Here is a 21,548-nt window from a genome sequence, read left to right as displayed (position 1 = left end):
GTATACATCGAAAAAAGCACCGAATCTCTAAAAATATAGAGATTCGGTGCTTCTTCTGATAGTTTTTCAGTGGCCTCCCAAGAGGAAACGCCTTTTTATTATTTTCCGTAGAACCATTCAGCGTCGAATTCCTGCCAAAACGCTTCAGGCGTGACCGATTGCGGCAATTGTTCGAGTGCCAGTTCACGGCCGATATGCGCTTGGACTTCTTTGAACGTGAATGTTTGGCCTTCTGCTTTCTCGCTGACTGAAACGATGGCAAGACGGCCATCTTTCATCTGCACTGGTTCTGACCATGTACCTTCTTTGAGGGAAGCTGCCGCTTCAGCAATTACCGGGTCCACGGAAGGCTGGCCAGGTGAAATATAGCCGATATCGCCGCCTAGGCTGCCGGAAGCGGTGTCGATGGAACGTTCTCTCGCCAACGCTTCAAACGAGGAACCATTTTCCAGTTCCTTGACCGTTTCTTCCGCCTCTTTTCGGGATCCCACTACGATCATGCGTGTGCGGTAAGCGTCTTCCACGTCATACAAAGAGCGGTTTTCTTCATAGAAGGCTTCAACTTCAGCATCTTCCACAACAATGTCTTTTGTCAGCACTTTTTCCAGGATCAACTGGGCCTCCACTTGCTTCCGGAGGCTTTCGGTGTCTTCAGCAAACAGCGAGCCGTCCGTGCCATCCTGCGCTGTCCGCAGCATCGCTATTTCGAGATCGATTTCTTTATCGGTTACCTTGATTTTATATTCTTTTGCTGCGGTAGCCATCACTTTTTGATTGACCAACCCGAGCAGTGTGTCGCGTCCGTGCTGGTCTTCCATCGCAGCCATCCACTCTTCGCGGGTGATGGCATCGCCTTGGACGGAAGCGACTTCTTCGTTGCCGCCTGAGCCGTTCGGTATAAGCCAAGCAATGAACCAAAGCAAATTGCCGATGAACAAAAGGAGCAATAGGGCCAGTAATGGCCCGGTTTTCAGTTTTCTTCTCGGCCGCCCTGCTTTCGCCGGTGAAGGGACAGGGCGCCGCGGGTCACGCGTGTAGCTCATCGATCAACGCTTCCAACTCTTCTTTTGAATAATGATACGTTTCCAAACAGAAATGGCATTGCGCTTCCGCCATCCCCTGTTCATCGATCATATCACGGATTTCTTTTTCCCCAAGGCCCAGGATTCCTTCTGCAAAACGGTCTTTCGAGCAATTGCATTCAAACTTCACCGGCATTTTGTCCAAAATCTGTACATTTCCTTTTCCAAGAACCTCTTCCAGAACTTCCTCAGGCGATAGGCCGCGCTGAATCATTGTTGAGACGGGTTCGATGCTTCCTAGCTGTTTTTCGATTTTCGCGATGGTTTCTTCGTCGGCATCCGGCATCAGCTGGATAATAAAGCCCCCGGCGGCAAGAATCGAGTTGTCGGTATCGACCAGTACGCCAAGACCGACGGAAGAAGGCACTTGTTCCGAGACAGCAAAATAATAAGTCAGGTCTTCTGCAATTTCCCCAGAGACGATCGGGCTTTGTCCGGTGAAGTTTTCCTTCATTCCCAAATCTTTTACAATCGACAGCATGCCGGTTGTTCCTACTGCGCCTTTGACGTTCAGTTTGCCTTTGATATCCGAGTCGACTTGCGTCTGCGGATTGGTGACGTAGCCGCGGACACGTCCGTCGGCATCGCTGTCCACCAGAATGGCGCCGATCGGGCCGCCGCCTTCAATCTTCAATGTCACTTTGTTGTCGCCTTTCAGCATGGCCCCCAGCATAACGCCGCCAGTCATGGCGCGTCCGAGTGCAGCTGAAGCTGTCGGCCAGGTCCCGTGGCGGCGCTGCGCCTCAGCTACAGTATCCGTCGCATCGACTGCAAAGGCGCGGACATTGCCGCCAAACCCCAAGCCGCGTACTAAATAATCTCCCACATCGATCGTCCCTTTCTTACGCTTGATTGCGTTTGTATATTAAGTAAAGCCCTTTGAGCGTCAAAAACGGGTCTACATGGTCAACTGCCGAAGATTCAGCAGCAATAAAGGAAGCCATGCCTCCGGTTGCAATGACCGTCGGCACCCCTTTGCTCTGCGCTTTCATCCGGGCAATAATGCCTTCCGCTTGCCCCACATAACCATATACGATGCCGGATTGCATGGCTGAAACCGTATTTTTCCCGACAACGCTTGGTGGTCGGGCGATTTCGATGCGCGGCAGTTTGGATGCACGGTCATAGAGCGCTTCCGTAGAAATACCGATGCCCGGCGCAATCGCTCCACCCATATATTGCTCGCGTTCATCGATATAGCAATAGGTGGTCGCCGTACCGAAATCCACAATGATGAGCGGCGCCCCGTATTCATGGATGGCAGCCACTGCATTGACGATCCGGTCCGCTCCGACATCGCGCGGATTGTCATATTTGATGTTCAGGCCGGTTTTAACGCCCGGACCGACTACTTGCGGCTTGATGCGAAAGTATTTTTGGCACATGCGCTCAAGTGCAAACATGATCGGCGGAACAACCGAGGACATGATAATGCCATCAATCGCTTGGAACCCCAGATTGACGTCGTTCAGCAGCATTTTGATCTGCATACCAAACTCGTCCTCGGTTTTATGGCGATCCGTTTCCAGCCGCCAGTGGTGGAGCAGGCGTTCGCTCCCGTAAACGCCCAGGACAATATTCGTGTTGCCGACATCCATTACTAAGATCATACATAAACCCTCTCTTATGAGCATTTTTCCAACACATCATACCATATTCTCAGAGAAATTAGAAAAGGCCCCAGAAATCGGATAATAAAAAAACCAACCGGCCGCTCCGGGTAGGAACGGCCAGTTGGCATGAATACAGCTTATTTGCGGTCTTCCTGGATCGGGCCAGTAGCCTCGCCAGTCCGGCCTTCTTTCGGCAAATCACCGGCTGATGGGTCGTTTGGCGCTCCGATTGCATCAGGAGTCTCGTCTTTTTTCTCTAGATCGACAGCGTCTTTTTCAAAATCGCCGTTCAATGCTTCGTAAGATCGTTCAGGCAATGTTCCATGATCTTTCAAATGAAGGATCTGGCCTGCATCCAACGTTTCCACTTCGAGCAACGTCGTTGCGATCAATGTCAGAAGATCTTTCTTTTCAGTCAGAATTTCTTTTGTGCGCAAGTACTGCTCTTTGATGATGCGCTGGATTTCCTGATCGATTTCAAAAGCGATCGCATCCGAGTAATTCTGGTCTGAGTTAAAGTCGCGGCCAAGGAATACATTTCCGCCTTGTCCTTGTCCGAATTGGATCGGTCCGATCTTATCGCTCATTCCGTACTCGGTCACCATGCTTCGCGCAATAGCTGTCGCACGCTGGAAGTCGTTGTGGGCGCCTGTTGAAACTTCGCCGAACACAAGATCTTCCGCCACACGTCCGCCAAGCAAGCCTGAAATCTTATCAAGCAATTCCGGCTTTGTCATAAAGTAACGGTCTTCTTTCGGAAGCATAACAGCATAGCCGCCTGCTTGTCCGCGAGGGACAATCGTCACTTTATGGACTGTTTCCGCATCATCCAGTATCAAACCGACCACTGTATGGCCCGCTTCATGGAAAGCGACAATGTTGCGTTCTTTTTTCGAGATGACTCGGTTCTTCTTAGCAGGGCCCGCAATAACGCGGTCCGTCGCTTCGTCGATATCGGACATGTCGATTTTGAGTTTATTGCGGCGCGCCGCCACTAGGGCTGCTTCGTTCAATAAGTTTTCAAGATCCGCTCCTGAGAATCCAGGGGTGCGCTGGGCAATCGCTTTAAGGTCGACTGTCGGCTCAAGCGGCTTGTTGCGTGCATGCACGCGCAATACTTCTTCGCGTCCTTTGACATCCGGGCGTCCTACTGTGATCTGGCGGTCAAAACGGCCAGGACGCAGAAGAGCTGGATCCAGAATATCCGGACGGTTAGTTGCAGCGATGATGATGACGCCTTCGTTCGCGCCAAAGCCATCCATTTCAACAAGCAATTGGTTCAATGTCTGTTCACGCTCGTCGTGTCCGCCGCCGAGGCCTGCGCCACGCTGGCGTCCTACTGCATCGATCTCATCGATGAAAATGATACATGGAGAATTTTTCTTGGCATTTTCGAAAAGGTCGCGTACGCGGGATGCCCCGACGCCAACAAACATCTCAACGAAATCCGATCCACTGATCGAGAAGAACGGCACGCCTGCTTCACCGGCAACTGCACGGGCCAGCAAGGTTTTACCGGTACCCGGAGGTCCGACTAGCAAGATCCCTTTCGGAATGCGGGCACCAATGTCCGCAAAACGGCGAGGGTCTTTCAGGAAGTCGACCACTTCGACAAGTTCTTGCTTTTCTTCGTCTGCTCCAGCAACATCGTTGAAGCGGACTTTATGTTTCTGGTCATCATACAGCTTCGCTTTACTTTTGCCGAAGTTCATCACACGGCCGCCTCCGCCGCCTTGTGACTGGTTAAGCAAGAAGAAGAAGAGGATGAAGATGATGATGAAGGGAATGATGCCTGTGAAGAATTGAACCCATCCGCTCGTCTGGGGTGCTTTCATGAAATTGAATTGCACGCCTTCCTGGGATTTCGCAACTTCATCAATCTGCGTCAAAAGCGCTTCATTTTCAAGCGGGATGTTCGTGACAAACGATTCGCCTTCTTCATAGCCGTCCAACGTCCCTGTCACTTCGTAAACGCTTGCGTTCGGCTGGATGGTGACTTCATCGATCGTCCCATTTTCCAGCGCATCCAAAAATTCGTCGTATCCTATATTTTTTGTCGGTTGGCCACTATTGTTGAAAGTACCCAAAATACCGATAATAACTAGGAAGATCAGTAAATAAAATATGGTGTACCGAAATATTCGATTCATCCCAAGCCTCCTCATAATGTTTCCCAAAACTATACTAAATACTAACATACGAGCTTTTGCGCATACAACGAAAAGCCCTTAGGTCCGTGGGTGAATTAGCAGTCTGTGAACGACTTTTGACTATTCTTGATCTTCACTATAAACAGAAGGCTTCAAAATTCCAATATATGGCAAATTGCGGTATTTTTCAGCATAATCCAATCCGTATCCGACAACAAATGCATCCGGCACTTCAAATCCGATATAATCCGCTTTCAGATCCACTTTCCGGCCAGTTGGCTTGTCAAGCAGGGTAACGATTTTGATTGAATTGGCTTTGCGGTATTTGAACAGGTCCACCAAATAGCTGAGCGTCAGTCCGCTGTCGATAATGTCTTCAATGATGAGAAGGTCGCGGCCTTCTACGCTGGCATTCAAATCCTTGATGATTTTTACTTCCCCTGAAGAAACCGTTGCATTGCCGTAGCTGGAAACGTCCATGAAATCCATTTCGATATAGCCGTCAATGCGCTTCATCAAATCGCCCATGAATGGCATTGCGCCTTTTAGTACGCCGATCGCCAACGGGTATTTGTCCTGGTAGTCGCGCGTCAGGATTTCTCCGAGTTCACGCGCTTTCTCTTGCAGTTTTTCTTCAGTGATCAATACTTCTTCAATGTCTTTTTGTAGCATGGTGGACCTCCTAATAATCCGCATTTTGCAATCTATACACGTTGTTCCAATAAAATCCAGTCATCTTCCGCGCGCTTTCGGCGGCTTAAGAAACTGGAAGGGCGCAGCCCGGGAATTAGGACCACTTCATCCGTTTCCGCTGCAATGACCGGCCAATCGTCCCTTTCAGGAACCGGCACTTTTTCATCAATCATCAAGCGCGCCACTTTTTTCGGCTGGTCCATCCCTTTCAGCCGGATGCGGTCGCCCGGCTTGCGGTTCCTTATGACCAGCCTGCCTTCAGCAGGCGCAGAAAAATACCAAAACACTGCATCATCAGTTTGTGGAACTTCAGTTAGAGGGACGGCTTTATACCGGAAACCTTTCACTTTCCTCGACCATTCCTGTGAAATGACCGCTGTCTCCGTGTGCGCAGGGGATTTTTCCGTTTCGCGGGAAAACCGCACCGTGTCGTATTCACGGATCATCCTATAATTTTGCGGCAAATGCAGATGGACAGTTCCTTCCGGATGCAGCAACACTTCCTGCACTTGTTCAGCCAACTGCCTTGTAATCGACACGTGCTGCCCATTATATAGATAGTTTAATAGTATTAGAACCATTCTTTTTTGTAAAGCAAGTGCTTCCCGTCTGAAACTTTTTGCCGATATCCGGATCCCATTTCCTTCCTGCACCACCATTCCGGCGATCTTCTCCGCCGCGAGGGCTTCGATAAAGTGCCGGTCCTGCTGGATTTCATCGGCAAAAGCTGCAAATTGTTCGGCAGCCGCGGAATTTTCTTCTTTCATCAGCGGAATGATGGACTGGCGGATGCGGTTCCGGGTGTAAACCGTTTCTGCATTGCTGGAGTCTTCCCGGTGGACGATGCCGTGCCGTGCTGCATAATCGGCAATGTCGTTTTTGCTGACTCCAAGCTGGGGGCGAATCAGCTCCCCTGTCCCGAACGGGCGTCTGGCCGGCATGCCGACCGTCCCGGATCCCAGCGATCCCCGAAGGCCGGACATCAGGATCGTCTCCAGCTGGTCATCTGCATGATGGGCCGTAGCAACCTTCGACGCTCCGATTCTTTCCATCACTTCTTCAAAATAGGCATAGCGTTCGTTTCGGCAGATCTGCTGCTTGTTGCCGCCGGCCGCTTGCCAGATTTCAGGGATGGGGATGTCCCGGCTGAAGCAGGGCACCTGCCAGCTGCGGCATGTTTCTTCCGTGAACAGCCGGTCTGCCATGGACTCTTCCCCACGCAGCATGTGATTGACATGGACGGCTTCCACTCTGATGCCGAATCGAGTTTCATGCGCTTTCAAATAATGCAGCAGCACGAGCGAGTCGATCCCGCCGGAACATCCGAGAAGGACCCGGTCTCCCGTTTGCAGAAGCGGTTGCTTTTTCAGATAGGCCGCCATTTTTGCTTCGTAGTTTCGCATGAGGCACCCTCCCTTCTGAGTGGCGGTTTTATTTTTTCCGAATTCCATTGACACCATACAGGTTCGGTAGTATTATAGAAAATGTTCGTTTGAACAAGGCGGCGTAGCTCAGCTGGCTAGAGCGTACGGTTCATACCCGTAAGGTCGGGGGTTCGATCCCCTCTGCCGCCATCATTGTGACCAAAAGCAGCATCCTATCCGGGATGCTGCTTTTTTTATGCCAAAAATTTGTCGATCTGCTGTCGGTGATGCGCATCATGGCCGAGCAGGCTGCCTAAATAATCGCTTGCAGCCGTCTCCCGCTCCCCTATATAAATTCGGGCTTTTCATTCTTCGGGAGACAGGGCGTCGACCGCTTTTCGCAGCAATGCCCGCTCGCGCTGTGCATAGGAAATGACTTCCTCAAATTCCATGGAAGCGGCTTTAGCGGCGGCAACTTCGTTGAACCGGCCAACGTCCGGAGCTCCTTCGAGCCGGGCGTTTTCTATCATGCCGGGAAGCCGCTGCTCCCGGATATACCGGTCCCATTCTGCCAGATGCATGACAATTTCAGCGACCGACCACTTTCCTTCTGCTATCGGGGCATGCACATCTTCCACTGGACGGCAGGAAGCCGCCAAAGCGGATAAATACTGTTCATATTCCTTATAAACTTTTACCACTTCGCCTTTTTCCAAGCCGTTCACCCCTCCGGCAGATGATAAAAAAAACGCTCCCCAAATGCGAGAAGCGTTCCAATTTCAATTGTTAAGCTGTATTGAAGCATTTTCCTATGCTATTAAAACAGCTAGCAAGTTAGCCTCTTTTTGCACCGCGGCCGCCACGCTTCGATTCTGTAGCACGTTTCAATGAAGTCATGTTCTCTTCACTTTCCTTCAAGAATTTCGCCATTTTTGTTTCAAAGTTTTCTTTTGGTGCGCGGTCAAACGAGCGGTTGCCGCTTGGACGTGGGCGCTGCGGGCGTTCTGGACGCTGCGGTGCACCTTCCGGCTGCGGTTTCGCTTTGCGGATAGACAGACCGATTTTGCCGTCTGCTTCCACGTTCATCACTTTGACTTCCACCATTTCGCCGACTTTAAGATGGTCGTTGATGTCCTTGACGTAGTTGTCTGCGACTTCACTGATATGCACGAGGCCTGTTGCACCAGTCGGTAGCTGAACGAATGCTCCGAAATTTGTAATACCTGTTACTTTACCTTCTAACTTGCTGCCTACTTCAATCGACATAAAAAAAATGCTCCTCCTTAAAAATTAAGATGACCGCTCTCTGGGCCAAAAAACTCGTTATTGCGGGGTTTTCCCCTAGCGATAAGTATAACACTTTTTATTATAATCAGCAAAAAAAGAGTGTCAACCGACTACTCTTTTTCTGCTGCTTTTTCTTTATTTTCCCCTTCTTCTTTCGGAAGCGTGAAAATGATTTCGCCTTCATCTGATAGGAAGTATTCTTTGCGCGCCAATTTTGCTATGTACTCTTCATCGTTCAATAGCATGATCTGCTCTTGGAGCTGCGCCTGTTCTTTTTCGACTTGTTCGAGGGCCGCGAGCGACTCTGCACGCGCCTGTTCTTTCTCTGCAATGGTCTGCGACTGGTTGTATACCGTTATCCCGATCCAGACGCTCGCCATCAACACCAGCAGCCCGAAAACTGTCAGCCGTCTGAACAGCCGGACTTTATGTGCCTGCTGGCGCTTTTCCTGCCGTTCCACCGAGCGGACGTAGTCATTTCGAATTGAAGTGACTTCGCTAGTCGCCGCTGACTTATCTTTCTTCAAACCCATGACTTTCCCTCCTTCCACTCACTTTGATGCCATTATACACGATATTCTTAAAAGTTTATAAGATTTTTTTACAATTCTTTGCCAACTTTCTTGTTTTACTGGTAAAAATCGAATATTTCATTCATGTAAATTAATAAAAATACTATTGACTTAATTTTTATGCACACTATACTAATAGATACCATAAAGAATTCTTTAATTCCATTGAGTTTTATTGAAATTCAAATTTCCATCATTAATAAATATGCATTAATAGTGAATAAATTAGAAGGAGGCGGAATTATGGCGGGAATGCTGTCATTAGCAAATGGAGATTCTTTTAAAGGGCGTTGGCACGGGGGAACTGCACCGGCGCATGGCGAAATCGTCTTTTTCACCGGCATGACGGGATATGAGGAAGTATTGACCGACCCGTCTTATAAAGGACAGATCATTGTTTTTTCCTATCCACTGATCGGGCAGTACGGCGTCAGAGCGGCGCATGTCCAATCTGACAACATCCAGGCGGCAGGCATTGTGGTCGCCGAGCTCTACGATGGGCCGGTCGGCAAAGGCGCACAGACATTGGCCCAATTTGCAAAAAGCGCAGGTGTGCCTGTGTTGAGCGGCATCGATACCCGCTCCCTGATCCAGGCAATCCGTGAATCGGGCACCATGCAGGCAAGAATGGCCGAGGCCTCTACCCCGCCGGCTCACTTGCCGCCGGCAACAAACGATTTCTTCACAGGCCAATGCGAAGGGGCCGCTGTCGCAACATATGGCGAAGGTGCGCTCCATATCGGCTTGATCGACTTCCATTATAAATCTTCCATCTTATCGGAATTGCTGAAGCGGGAGTGCAAAGTCAGCATCATCCCCTATACATTCTCATCCGAACAATTGGATGCCCTGCAGCTCGACGGCCTGCTTTTCTCCAACGGCCCGGGAGATCCGGCCGCTTTGGCTGAATGGTTTGGAGTCTACCGCGATTGGGCGGAGCGTTATCCGTCATTCGGCATTTGCCTCGGCCACCAGGTGCTCGCTTCCGCATTTGGCGCAAAGACCGCCAAACTGCCGTTTGGGCACCGCGGAGCGAATCATCCGGTCGTCAATTTGAAGACCCGCCGCGTTTCTATGAGCTCGCAGAACCACAGCTATGTGGTCGAAGCGGGGAGCATTGAAGCCACCCCGCTCACTGTCCTTTATCAAAATGTCAATGACGGCAGCATTGAAGGGCTTTACCACCCTGAGCTGCCGATCATGACCGTACAATTCCATCCGGAAGCCGCGCCCGGCCCGGCAGACCATTTGGAGTTGTTCAGCCAGTTCCTGACTGCAGCACTAGAGAAAAAGAAGGTGAAAATCTATGCCTAAACAGCAAAGCATCCAAAAAGTACTGGTCATCGGCTCCGGCGCGATTGTTATCGGCCAAGCTGCAGAATTCGACTATTCCGGCACCCAGGCCTGCCTGGCATTGAAAGAAGAAGGCATCCAGGTTGTCCTCGTCAACAACAATCCAGCAACGATCATGACCGACAAATCGGTTTCCGACACCGTTTATTTTGAACCGCTCACACTTGAAAGCCTCGTGGCGATCATCGAAAAGGAGCGCCCCGACGGCCTGCTGGCAACTGTGGGCGGCCAGACCGGCCTGAATTTGGCGATGGCGCTGTCCGATGCGGGCATCCTTGAAAAATTTGGCATCAAGCTCCTTGGCACGAATATCGCATCAATCAAACAAGCAGAAGACCGCGAACAATTCCGCGCCTTGATGAATCGACTCGGGGAACCGGTGCCGCAGAGCGAAATCGTCTATTCCATTGAAAGTGCACTCCAATTCGCAGCGCTTGCGGGCTACCCGCTGATCGTCCGTCCTGCTTATACGCTCGGCGGCTTCGGAGGCGGCATCGCCCAGAACGAAACAGCTTATGTGTCCCTTGTCGCACAAGGGCTCAGCGCGAGCCCGATCAAGCAATGCCTCGTCGAGAAAAGCATCGCCGGCTACAAGGAGATCGAATACGAAGTGATGCGCGATGCCGCCGGCACCTGCATCACCGTCTGCAATATGGAAAATATGGATCCGGTCGGCGTCCATACCGGCGACTCGATCGTTGTGGCCCCGAGCCAGACGATGGACGACCGGGAGTACCATCTGCTGCGCACCGCTTCGATCAACATCATCGAAGCACTCGGCATCATTGGCGCCTGCAATGTCCAGTTCGCCCTCCATCCGGAAACATCAGCATATTATCTCATTGAAGTGAACCCGCGCGTCAGCCGCTCCTCGGCGCTCGCATCCAAAGCGACCGGCTATCCGATTGCGAAGATCGCGGCGAAGCTTGCCATCGGCTATCTCCTCGCCGAACTGAAAAATCCGGTGACCGGCACGACGTTTGCCAGCTTTGAACCGGCACTTGATTATGCCGTTGTGAAAATTCCGCGCTGGCCGTTCGACCAGTTCCAGGACGCAAACCGCCTGCTCGGCACCCAGATGAAAGCGACCGGAGAAGTGATGGCGATTGAACGGAGCATGGAAGCCGCTTTCCAAAAAGCGGTCCGCTCGCTCGATATCCCGCTCGACGGCTTCCGCCTTCCTGCACTTGCCGGAATGCCGACAGCCGAATTGGAAAAGATGGCGGCAGAAGCGGACGACCGCCGGCTGTTTGTGCTATTCGAATTGCTGATCCGCAAGAAAAGCATCAGCGACTTGCATGAACTGACGGCCATCACGCCCTACTTCCTCTATGTGCTGAAGCGCATCGTCAACGAATGGCAGGAACTCCAGTCCTTATCCTGGCAGAGCATGACGCACGAACGCCTGCTGCAGGCGAAGACGCTCGGCTTCAGCGACCAGCAGCTGGCAGGGCTGTGGAATGTCCCGGCCTCTGAAATCTGGGGACAGCGAAAGAGCTGGAATCTGCTGCCCGCATACCGCGTCATCGATACATGCGCGGCAGAGTTCCGCTCACAGACGAATTATTATTATTCCACCTGGAACGGCGATTCGGATGTGCGGTCGGCGAGCCGCAAGAAAGTGGCCGTGATCGGCTCCGGACCAATCCGCATCGGCCAGGGCATCGAATTTGACTATTGCTGCGTGCACAGCGTCATGGCGCTCCAGAAGCTCGGCTACGAAGCGGTGATGATCAACAACAATCCCGAAACGGTCAGCACGGACTACGAAATTGCCGACGCCCTCTATTTTGAGCCCATGACAGCTGAAGATATCTTGAATGTGCTCGATTTCGAAGGCATTACGGACGTCATCGTCCAGTTCGGCGGCCAGACATCGCTCAATGTGGCAGCTGCGCTTGAGGAAGCCGGCATTACCGTCCTCGGCTCGACGGCTGACCTGCTCGATCAGATGGAAGACCGCGACCGGTTTTATTCGTTCCTGGGGTCGATCGGCCTGCCTGCGATTCCAAGTTTTACAGCCGGCAGCCCTGAAGAAGTGGCGCCGTTGGCCGAGAAGCTCGGCTATCCGGTCCTGCTGCGCCCTTCTTATGTGATCGGCGGCAAAGGGATGGACGTGCTGCACAATGCAAAGGAGCTGGAAGACTGGCTTGCGCAGACCGAAGCCGTATTCCCGGTGCTCGTCGACCATTTCATCACTGGCAAAGAGGTGGAAGCAGATATTCTGACGGACGGCGAAAACGTCTGGGTCTCGGCGATTTTCGAACACATTGAAGGAACCGGCGTCCATTCAGGCGACAGCATTTCCATCACACCGCCCGTTTCCCTGACTGCGGAGGAACTGGACGACGTGGCGGCAACTGCCAAGCACATCGCCCGCCATATGGAATACACCGGCTTGTTCAACATCCAGTTTGTCTACGAGGACGGCCGGTTGTATGTCATGGAAATCAATCCACGGGCATCGCGCACAGCGCCGATCAGCTCGAAAGTGACAGATGTGCCGCTTGTGCAGCTGGCAACGGCGCTCATGCTCGGTACTCCTTACAACGAACTCGGCATCGATGGTCTGTACAACGGACAGCCCGAATACACCGTCAAAGCGCCGGTATTTTCACATATCAAGCTGCCCGGGCTGTCGCCTGTCCTGTCGCCTGAAATGATGTCGACCGGTGAAGTGATCGGCCAAAGCCCCGATGCCGCGATCGCAATGCAAAAAGCCTTGATCGGCGCTTCCCAGCAATTGGCCCGGTTGGACGGCGGGACGATTTTCATTACCGAAGCTTCCTTGCCGCTGATCAACCCCGGATTCTGGCGGTCCCACGGCTTTGTCTTCCATACAGAAAGAACGCTGCCCTTCCCCGAATGGCTGAAAACGGATTCCAAGAAAATCTATATTGATTTGACCCCGGACCCGGACAAGCTCCAAGCGTCACAGGCTGCCATCCACCGGCTGCATGTGTGGACACGTGCTGAAACCGTCAACGCTTTTGAAGAACCGGTGAAATTCATTAAAAACCAAAAAGGAGTGCTTGCGAAATGACCATGACGTTGCCGTATGCCCCGCAAATTGCCCAAAACCATTTATTGTCGCTGAAAGATTACAGCTCTTTGGAAATCCTGGACTTGCTGTCCTTGGCGGCTGAACTGAAAAAACCGGAGAACAAGCACTTGCCGCTGCTCCAGGGAAAAGTCCTCGGCATGATCTTCGAGAAGTCTTCGACCCGCACACGTGTGTCATTTGAAGCCGGCATGCTCCAGCTCGGCGGCCATGCGATGTACCTGAGCACGCGCGACATCCAGATGGGCCGCGGCGAAACCATCGCCGATACCGCCCAAGTGCTGTCAGGCTATCTCGACGGCATCATGATCCGCACGTTCCATCAAGCGACAGTCGAAGAGCTTGCCCTCCACAGCAGCGTGCCGGTCATCAACGGGTTGACCGATGACTTCCACCCTTGCCAGGTGCTGGCGGATCTGCTGACGATCCAAGAGCATTTCGGCACGTTCGCGAGCAAGAAGATGGCTTATATCGGCGATGCCAATAACATGTCGAACTCCTTGATGATCGGCGCAGCGAAAGTCGGAATGGACATCACCATCGCCTGCCCGGCGAAATACGCGCCGAAACCGGAGATGATGGAACTCGCGAAAAGCATTGCAGCCCATACCGGCGCCAACATTCACGTTACTGCAGACCCGGTGGAAGCCGTTTCCGGCTGCGACGTCATTTACACCGATGTCTGGGCAAGCATGGGGCAGGAAGCGGAAGCGCTTGAGCGCATGGAACATTTCAAAGGCTTCCAGGTCAATGAAGGGCTTGTGCAGCATGCCCATCCGAATTATATTTTCATGCATTGCCTGCCGGCCCACCGCGAGGAAGAAGTGACGACCGGGATTCTTGAAGGGCCGAATTCGGTTGTGTTCCAGGAAGCGGAAAACCGCTTGCATGCGCAAAAAGCGCTGCTCGTTGCCTTGATGGGAAACAAAGGCTGAACCGGTGTTCTATAATTCCTTATCCCGATTTCTGCTTCTTTAAAGGTTTCGCGGGATTCACCCATGCAGCTTTTTCAAATCGTTGAGAAATATATAAAATTCTTGTCTTTTAACCGATATTCCGCAAAACAGCTACGCTTGCCGCGGGCGATCGCCAAGCCTCCTCAGTCGCTTACGCGACTTGAGGGGTATCGGCTGTCTCGCTTTCCCGCAGGCGTCTCCGCTGTTTTGCTCCATATCTCAGATAGTACTGTTAAAACGGATAGAATTATCAGCTTTTTATGAACGAAACCAGCGCCGGTGCGTCCAAGGGCTAGGCGAAGCTATGAGACGGGTGCTTTTCCCGGCTCATGGCGGGAGCCATGCCCAAAGCGGCCGAAGCGAGGTAAGAATTTTTTCTTTGATTAACTTATCTAACGAAGGTTTCTCGACACCCTAAAAAAGCTGCACCGGAGCTCTTGGCTCCAGTGCAGCTTTTTTATTTCTAAACCCTCACGCTTCGTCATCGATGAATTGCGGTTCGACTTTATCGAGCTTTTCTTCTTTCAGGATCGTGTACATATTTGCCGTTTCGTCTTTCTTGGCGTTCTCTTTCAATTGGTCCACACGCACAGTCACAACTTTCTGGCCGAAGCGGATCTGCAATTCGTCGTTTTCTTTGATAGTCGAACTGGCTTTCGCTTTTGATCCATTAACGGTAATACGGCCTTGATCGGCCACTTCTTTCGCCAACGTGCGGCGTTTGATCAAACGTGAGACTTTTAAAAATTTATCGAGTCGCATAGTCAATCCCCTTTTCTTGCCATCTTTTTGGCTTCATTCCAAAACTGGTCGAGCTGCCCGAGCGTATAATCGCTGAAATTGCCCGTGCCTTCCTTTACCCGCTTCTCGACATGCGCGAAGCGCTCGCGGAATTTCCGGTTGGCCTGGGCCATGGCCTGCTCCGGCGACAATTCATAGAACCGGGCAATATTCACGAGCGTGAACAGAAGATCCCCCAATTCATCGAGCTGGCTCTCCTTTGACCCTTTCGCCGCCTCTTCCTGGAACTCCTTTAATTCTTCCTGCAGCTTTTCCCACGCACCGTCTGCATCCGCCCAGGTGAACCCGACTTTCGCCGCTTTCTTCTGGTAATTATACGACGTGGTCAAGGAAGAGCTATAGCGTTCCTGGCCGTTCAGGATGGATTCCGTTGCCGGCTTTTCCTGTGCCTTGATGCTTTGCCAGTTCGCCACCACATCGTCCGAACCGCTGACTTCCAAATCCCCAAAGACATGCGGATGGCGGCGGATCATTTTGCTGCTGACAGCAGCCAGAACATCTTCAAGCTGGAAATAGCCATTGTCCTGACCGATCTGTGCGTGCAGGAACACTTGCAATAAAACATCGCCAAGCTCTTCGGCAATCGCTTCATCGTCCTGCTCTTCGATCGCCTGCAACAGTTCGTGCGCTTCTTCCAGCAAGAACGGACGCAGTGATTCATGCGTCTGTTCGCGGTCCCACGGGCAGCCTTCCGGGCTGCGCAGCTGGGCCACGATGCTGCGGAATGTCTGCCATTCCTTCACACGGTCCTTTTGGTCCGTTGCCGGCGGCACATAGATCGTCGTCAGGTTATTCACCTCCGCCGCACGGTCCAGTTCATACAGCGGGACAGTGCGGAGCACTTCATCCCTTGATCCCGCTGCTGTCACGATCGTCACCGGATAATCTTCCGGATACTTCTCCATCAATGTCAGCTTCACTTCGGACGCACTGAAGGAGTCGTAGACCTGGGCAATCAGGACGTGCTGCACCATATTCACGTGGTCGCTGTGCATAGCCGTGCCGTCCAAAAGCTGGAACCCTTCAATCGGATCGATGCGGAGTGCGCCGAAGATGGCATCCAGAAAACTCTGTCCGCCTTCGATCGACAACCGGCATTCGCCGTTCTTTTCCGCTTCGATCAAATTCTGCACGGTTTGTTCGGCAACCAATGGGTGCCCCGGCACTGCGTAGATGACGTCCTGCCGCTCCGCCAATCCAATGAGCGTTGCAGCAATCTCGGCATAGACGGGTTCAAAGCTGTCGTGCTTTTCATAAACCGCATCGAACGATGTATACGTGAGCCCTTCTTCCGCCAATTCCGCCAAGACGGGATGGTCGGCTGTCCGGACATAAAGATCGCTTGCCTGTTTCAATTTTTTATAAACGCCGAACGGCAGCTGGTCCAAATCCCCAGCGCCAAGGCCGATTACATGTATGGTGTTCATCTGCATCACCTTTTCTGTTTTCTGATCAGTAATTGAAGCCCCGCCAGTTTTCGTCCGAACGGGATGATGTACCATTGCTTTTCAGTGATGATGCGGCTTTTCGCAATCACCGCTAAAAACACAGCGGCTCCGAGCGGCACGGCGGTCAACGCCGTCAGCATCGCCCCGATGCGGCTTTCCAAACCGTCGAACAGCACGATGTCCGAAAGCAGCTCCCAGCCCCATACGGCAAGCCCCATAAGAACGGTTGCCGCGAGAATCCAGCCGTAATAGCGGAAGGGCGCAAAGTGCACCGGCCACACGCGCTTGAAATACGCGAACAGGCCGAAGACGATCACCGCCAGGCCGATATTGCCGGCTGCCGCGGCGCCTGTGATTCCCCAAAGCGGAACCAGAAACGCATTGCCGATGATTTTCACCACAAGCCCGAGCGCAAGCAGGATAGCGGTCACTTTCACTTTGCCAAGGCCGTGGAGCATCGCTGCCAGGACGAGGACAAGCGACATCCAGACGACCTGCCAGCTAAAAATAATCAACGCCAAGGAACCTTCCCGTGTCTGGAACAGCATTTCGTTGACGTACGGCATGACGAACGTCAAGCCGGCTGCTGACGCAAACGCAAATAAAAACGAAATGCGGAAAGCAAGCTGGGCATAGACTTCCGCCGAACGGCCGCTGTCTTTTTTCGCCATATGGGCGACCAGCGGCACGATCGTCAGCGCAAGCGATGTCGCAATCAATAGGCCGAACTGGACGAGCGGCTGGCCGCGGTCATAGACGCCTTTTTGCTCCATCGCCTCCATGCGTCCCAACCCGCTGTCGGCAAGCAGCCGGAACACAGTGAACGAATCGGCCAGCTGGAAAAACAGCAGGATCAGCGAGCTCATGCTGACGCTCAAGGAAACTGCCACCAGCGCCTTGACGGCCGGCCATTTGCGGAACCCCGGCGACGGGCTGAACTTGAAGAGCCGCTTCCGGTAAAACGCCACCAGGAGGGCAACGCCCGCCATTTCACCGATAAAGGCGCCAAACATGGCGGTCTGCCCGGCTGCATAAAGCGACAAGCCGCTGGAAACGACGAGCCAGGTGCCAAGAAGGATCACTGATACGCGTACCGCTTGTTCGGCAACTTGGGCATAAGCGACTGGCGCCATATCGTTATAGGACTGGAACAAGCCTTTCAATACCGCAAGGACCGGCATGAGCAGCACAGTGAATGCACCAACCTTGAGAAGCGGTGCAAGCTTTGCGTCGCCCATCCACTCCGCCAAAAGCCCGGAGCCGGCATACAGCAACAGGAAGAACAGCGTAGAGACCACTGCGATAAAAGCGAAAGCGATGCGCAGGATCGAACCATGGTCCCGCTCTTCGGAATCCGCCATCACCTTTGACACCGCTACGGCAAACCCGTACGACGTCCAGGTGCTGAAAATCCCGATGAACGGATAGACCTGCTGGTAGATGTAGAAGCCCTGGTCGCCGACCATGTTCTGGAACGGCACGCGGTAGACGGCGCTCAGCAATTTCACAATGAGCCCCGCCATGGTCAGGAGCACCGCGCCTTTCATAAATGTTTTCATCGTTCCTTCATTGTTCAACGGGTCCACCCATTCCTCGTTAAAATTAACCGACCGGTTTTTCTTCGCGCAGCGATTCCGGCAAGAGTTTCATCATGCCTTCGAGCACATCAAACGGATGGTGTTTGCCGGTTTTATTCGCATCGATGCTCATGACCAGCTGCTGCCCGGCCATGCTGAAGCCGACAGCGCGGCCGAATGCCGCCGATTCTTCCACGAGCTTCCCGCCATTGACGGATGACGTGCCGGTCTCGGAAAGTTTGACGGTCGTGATCTTGCCGGTTTGTTTGATCGATTCCACGCCGGCTGTGCGCCCCCATACTTTCATGCGGGCAATGCGCAGCAGGCGGTCCGTCTCGATCGGCATATCGCCGAAACGGTCGATGAGCTCATCTTGCAGCTCGGCGACTTCCTCCGCTTCGTCAATGCCTTTGACGCGTTTGTACATCTGGATTTTTTGGTAGCCGTCGTGAATATAGCTGTCCGGTATATAGGCATCGACGTCGAGTGAAATTTCGATTTCCGGGATCTCTTCTTTCTTGATGCCGGTGCGCCGCTCTTCAATCGCCTGTTCAAGCATCTGCGAATACAGGTCGAAGCCGACCGAATCGATAAAGCCGTGCTGCTGGGAACCGAGCAGGTTCCCGGCGCCGCGGATCGACAAATCGCGCATGGCGATCTTGAAGCCGGAGCCGAGTTCGGTGAATTCCTTGATGGCCATCAGGCGTTTTTCCGCGACATCCGTCAGTACTTTGTCACGCTGGTACATAAAGTACGCATAGGCTACACGGTTCGACCGGCCGACGCGGCCGCGCAATTGGTACAGCTGCGACAAGCCCATACGGTCCGCGTTGTAGACGATGAGCGTATTGACGTTCGGGATGTCGATGCCGGTCTCGATGATCGTCGTGGTGACGAGCACGTCATACTCCCCGTCGAGGAAGCTCAAGATGACCGACTCGAGTTCGCTCTCCGACATCTGGCCGTGCGCATAACCGACGCGCGCTTCCGGCACGAGCGCCTGGATTTCTTCCACTTTGCGGGTCATGTCGTCCACCCGGTTGTAGAGGTAGAACACCTGGCCGCCCCGCGCCATTTCGCGTTCGATCGCTTCACGGACCAGCGCTCCGTTGTGTTCCATGACGTAACTTTGCACTGGGAAACGGTTGGCCGGCGGCGTTTCGATGACCGACAGATCGCGCACGCCGATCATCGACATGTGGAGCGTCCGCGGAATCGGCGTCGCCGTCAGCGTCAAGACGTCGACATTGGTCTTCATCTGCTTGATTTTCTCTTTATGCGTGACGCCGAATCGCTGTTCTTCGTCAATGATGAGCAAGCCCAAATCTTTATAGGCGATATCTTTCGACAGGATGCGGTGCGTCCCGACAACGATATCGACCGACCCGTTTTTCAGGCCTTTCGCGGTTTCGGTCTGCTGCTTTTTCGAACGGAAGCGGCTCATGAGTCCGACGGTGATCGGGTAATCTTTGAACCGCTCCACCATCGTCTCGTAATGCTGCTGCGCCAAGATTGTCGTCGGCACCAAAAACGCCACTTGCTTGCCGTCGAGCACGGCTTTGAACGCAGCGCGGATGGCCACTTCGGTTTTGCCGTAGCCGACGTCGCCGCAGATCAGGCGGTCCATCGGCCGTTCTTTCTCCATATCGCGCTTCACTTCGTTGATCGAGCGCAGCTGGTCGACCGTCTCTTCGTACTGGAATTCCGCTTCGAACTGGCGCTGCATGTCCTGCTCTTCCGAAAACGCATAGCCTTTCAGCGCTTCGCGCTCCGCATACAATTTGATCAGGTCGTCCGCAATGTCCTGTACGGCAGCCGATACTTTCTTGCGCGTTTTTTTCCATTCCGCGCCGCCCATCTTATGGAGCTTCGGCTCTTTTTCCTCCGAAGCGATGTATTTCTGGATCAGGTCGATCTGGTCGACCGGAACGAATAATTTATCATCCGCCTTGTAGACGATGTGGAGGTAGTCTTTATGGACGCCGCCGATCTCGAGCGTCTCGATGCCGACATAGCGGCCGATGCCGTGATGGACATGGACGACGTAATCGCCGGGCTTGATTTCCGAATAGCTCTTGATGCGTTCCGCGTTCGTCAGTTTCTGCGGGCGCGTCTTTTTCTTGGCCTGCTTTTTGAACATCTCGGCATCCGTGATGATCGCGACCCGCTGCAGCGGCATTTCAAAACCGCCGGACAGGTCCCCGTCCACCAAATACATTTTGCCGCCTTGCGTTTCGGTCTCAGAGGTATGGAGTTCCGCATCCATGCCGTAATCCTCTAGCACCGACTGGACTTTCCGGAGCCGCTCCTCCCCCTCTGCAATGATGTAGACCTTGAATTTCGCAAGCTGCCAGCGTTCCGCTTCCGCCTTCAGCAGATTCATCTGGCCGTGGAACGATTGCATCGGCTTGCAGGAATACGCAATCGACTTCTTGACCTGGACCATCGGGAACGTCCGGACGAATAAAGACAGGAAAGCCACTTTCTGTTTGGTTTTCTGGAGCACTTCCCGGAACGTGTAGGACAGGCGGAGATCTTGCAGGAATTTCCCTTCTTCCAGCAGCGAAACGATCCAGTCCCCTTCTTCGCGCTCCAGCGTCTCCGTCATTTCCTGGATGCGGCCGAGTTCATCGAAAAAGATGAAACCTTCCTTCGGGAAATAATCGGCCAGGAAGGCCGACTGGCTCTCGGCAAGCGCGGCGTATTTTGCCGCCTGGTCCGGCATATTGCCTTCCCGCAGCATTGTGATGTCGTGCTGGATGTGCTGCAGCAGGGCTTCTTTCGTATCATCCGCTTTTATTTTCTTCAACGATTTCGCAAGCTGCTCTTCGATCTTGTCGGCAAGTTCGAGGCGCTGCCCCCTTGACAGCACCAATTCGGTTGCCGGCAGGATGCATAACGAAGTGATTTTCTCGAGCGAGCGCTGGTCATCCGCTGAAAAAAGTCGGATGGAATCCACTTCCGTATCGAACAGTTCGATGCGGACCGGGTGCTCGAAGTTCAACGGGTAAATATCGAGGATTCCGCCGCGCAGCGCGAATTCCCCCGGCGTCGTGACCATCGGCGTACGCGAATAGCCCATTGCCACCAATTTCGACAGCCACTCTTCCGTGTCCAGTTCAGCCCCCGCCTCTGTGCGGAGCGTTGAATACGCCCATTGGGCATGGGAAGGCATCAGTTTGCGCATGCCGGCAATCGGCGTGATATAGATGCCTTTGCCGGTGCCCGCCATATGGTCGAGCGTATCGATGCGGTGGGCCCGAAGCTCAGGACCTGAAAAAGAAACATCCGCGGCGATCAATTCATCCGCTGGATATAGATGGACCAAGTCCTCCCCCATCAGCTTCACCAGATCATCATAGACCCGCTGCGCATGCAGCAAGTTCGGCGTAACAATCAGGAGCGGCGCCTCAGTCTTCGCCCAGACCGTCTGGTAGAAAATCGGCCGTGCGCTCCCGGAAAGGCCGGAGATCAGCTGGTGATCCTGGCCCTTTTGCAAATCTGAAATAAACCCTTGTGTATGCGAATCCTCTGAAAATACCTGCAAAATGGGTTCCATGAAGATTCCTCCTTTCGATGTACGAATATGCC

The 21,548-nt window shown here is 53.1% G+C and carries 16 protein-coding genes and 1 tRNA gene; 4 read left to right on the top strand and 13 right to left on the bottom strand.

Translation table 11 applies throughout. The annotated features are described in order from the left end of the window. Positions 1–98: 98 nt before the first annotated feature. The 6 genes from ACTL32_RS18715 to tilS all read right to left on the bottom strand — a co-directional run bounded on the left by ACTL32_RS18715 (position 99) and on the right by tilS (position 6,941). A complete protein-coding gene (locus ACTL32_RS18715; protein ID WP_441342848.1) occupies positions 99–1,043 on the bottom strand; it encodes a peptidyl-prolyl cis-trans isomerase in 945 nt (314 codons plus the stop codon). Then, positions 1,027–1,908 carry an Hsp33 family molecular chaperone HslO gene (hslO, locus tag ACTL32_RS18710; protein ID WP_441342847.1) on the bottom strand — a complete coding sequence of 294 codons (882 nt, stop codon included), beginning with the start codon at positions 1,906–1,908 and terminating at the stop codon, positions 1,027–1,029. Before hslO ends, ACTL32_RS18715 begins: the two co-directional genes overlap by 17 nt. Positions 1,909–1,924: 16 nt before the next feature. Beyond that, the gene (locus tag ACTL32_RS18705; RefSeq protein WP_441342846.1) at positions 1,925–2,692 is read right to left on the bottom strand and encodes a type III pantothenate kinase; all 768 of its coding nucleotides are present in this window, start codon (positions 2,690–2,692) and stop codon (positions 1,925–1,927) included. A 140-nt stretch (positions 2,693–2,832) separates the two neighbouring features. Then, positions 2,833–4,845 carry an ATP-dependent zinc metalloprotease FtsH gene (ftsH, locus tag ACTL32_RS18700; protein ID WP_441342845.1) on the bottom strand — a complete coding sequence of 671 codons (2,013 nt, stop codon included), beginning with the start codon at positions 4,843–4,845 and terminating at the stop codon, positions 2,833–2,835. Between the two features lie 120 nt (positions 4,846–4,965). Beyond that, positions 4,966–5,517, bottom strand: a complete 552-nt coding sequence (gene hpt, locus ACTL32_RS18695; protein ID WP_204893742.1) for a hypoxanthine phosphoribosyltransferase — start codon at positions 5,515–5,517, stop codon at positions 4,966–4,968. 32 nt (positions 5,518–5,549) lie between these two features. Beyond that, on the bottom strand, positions 5,550–6,941 hold the full coding sequence (gene tilS, locus ACTL32_RS18690; RefSeq protein WP_441342844.1) for a tRNA lysidine(34) synthetase TilS: 1,392 nt from the start codon (positions 6,939–6,941) through the stop codon (positions 5,550–5,552). A 97-nt stretch (positions 6,942–7,038) separates the two neighbouring features. Here tilS and ACTL32_RS18685 point away from each other — a divergent pair. Further along, positions 7,039–7,112 (top strand) — tRNA-Met (locus ACTL32_RS18685). Between the two features lie 155 nt (positions 7,113–7,267). Here ACTL32_RS18685 and ACTL32_RS18680 read toward each other — a convergent pair. The 3 genes from ACTL32_RS18680 to ACTL32_RS18670 all read right to left on the bottom strand — a co-directional run bounded on the left by ACTL32_RS18680 (position 7,268) and on the right by ACTL32_RS18670 (position 8,722). Continuing rightward, positions 7,268–7,618, bottom strand: coding sequence for a DinB family protein (locus tag ACTL32_RS18680; RefSeq protein ID WP_441342843.1), 351 nt, complete (start codon positions 7,616–7,618; stop codon positions 7,268–7,270). Positions 7,619–7,736: 118 nt separating this feature from the next. Next, entirely contained in the window at positions 7,737–8,168 is a 432-nt protein-coding gene (locus tag ACTL32_RS18675; RefSeq protein WP_204893745.1) for a S1 domain-containing RNA-binding protein, read from the bottom strand. Positions 8,169–8,299: 131 nt separating this feature from the next. Next, complete coding sequence (locus tag ACTL32_RS18670) at positions 8,300–8,722, bottom strand: FtsB family cell division protein (RefSeq protein ID WP_204893746.1); 423 nt, start codon at positions 8,720–8,722, stop codon at positions 8,300–8,302. A gap of 282 nt (positions 8,723–9,004) precedes the next feature. Between ACTL32_RS18670 and ACTL32_RS18665 the strand changes: the two genes are divergently transcribed. From ACTL32_RS18665 to argF, 3 genes are read left to right on the top strand one after another with little or no spacing between them, the layout of a single operon-like run. Continuing rightward, a complete protein-coding gene (locus ACTL32_RS18665) occupies positions 9,005–10,075 on the top strand; it encodes a carbamoyl phosphate synthase small subunit (RefSeq protein WP_441342842.1) in 1,071 nt (356 codons plus the stop codon). Further along, a complete protein-coding gene (gene carB / locus ACTL32_RS18660) occupies positions 10,068–13,157 on the top strand; it encodes a carbamoyl-phosphate synthase (glutamine-hydrolyzing) large subunit (RefSeq protein WP_441342841.1) in 3,090 nt (1,029 codons plus the stop codon). The genes ACTL32_RS18665 and carB overlap by 8 nt, the downstream gene beginning before the upstream one ends. Further along, positions 13,154–14,110 (top strand): ornithine carbamoyltransferase, encoded by a 957-nt coding sequence (gene argF, locus ACTL32_RS18655; RefSeq protein WP_441342840.1) that lies wholly within the window; start codon positions 13,154–13,156, stop codon positions 14,108–14,110. Before carB ends, argF begins: the two co-directional genes overlap by 4 nt. A gap of 492 nt (positions 14,111–14,602) precedes the next feature. Here the strand turns inward: argF and ACTL32_RS18650 are convergent, their stop codons facing one another. From ACTL32_RS18650 to mfd, 4 genes are read right to left on the bottom strand one after another with little or no spacing between them, the layout of a single operon-like run. Continuing rightward, the gene (locus ACTL32_RS18650; protein WP_204893750.1) at positions 14,603–14,893 is read right to left on the bottom strand and encodes an RNA-binding S4 domain-containing protein; all 291 of its coding nucleotides are present in this window, start codon (positions 14,891–14,893) and stop codon (positions 14,603–14,605) included. 2 nt (positions 14,894–14,895) lie between these two features. Further along, positions 14,896–16,359 (bottom strand): nucleoside triphosphate pyrophosphohydrolase, encoded by a 1,464-nt coding sequence (gene mazG / locus ACTL32_RS18645; protein WP_441342839.1) that lies wholly within the window; start codon positions 16,357–16,359, stop codon positions 14,896–14,898. A gap of 5 nt (positions 16,360–16,364) precedes the next feature. After that, complete coding sequence (locus tag ACTL32_RS18640; RefSeq protein WP_441342838.1) at positions 16,365–17,966, bottom strand: putative polysaccharide biosynthesis protein; 1,602 nt, start codon at positions 17,964–17,966, stop codon at positions 16,365–16,367. Positions 17,967–17,982: 16 nt separating this feature from the next. Further along, positions 17,983–21,516 (bottom strand): transcription-repair coupling factor, encoded by a 3,534-nt coding sequence (gene mfd, locus ACTL32_RS18635; protein ID WP_441342837.1) that lies wholly within the window; start codon positions 21,514–21,516, stop codon positions 17,983–17,985. Positions 21,517–21,548 lie beyond the last annotated feature (32 nt).

Origin of the sequence: Planococcus sp. FY231025, from assembly GCF_052078085.1 — a bacterium.
Classification (GTDB): Bacteria; Bacillota; Bacilli; order Bacillales_A; family Planococcaceae; genus Planococcus.
Note: the sequence above shows the minus strand (reverse complement) of the source record. Positions and strands in the feature narration are given on the sequence as shown.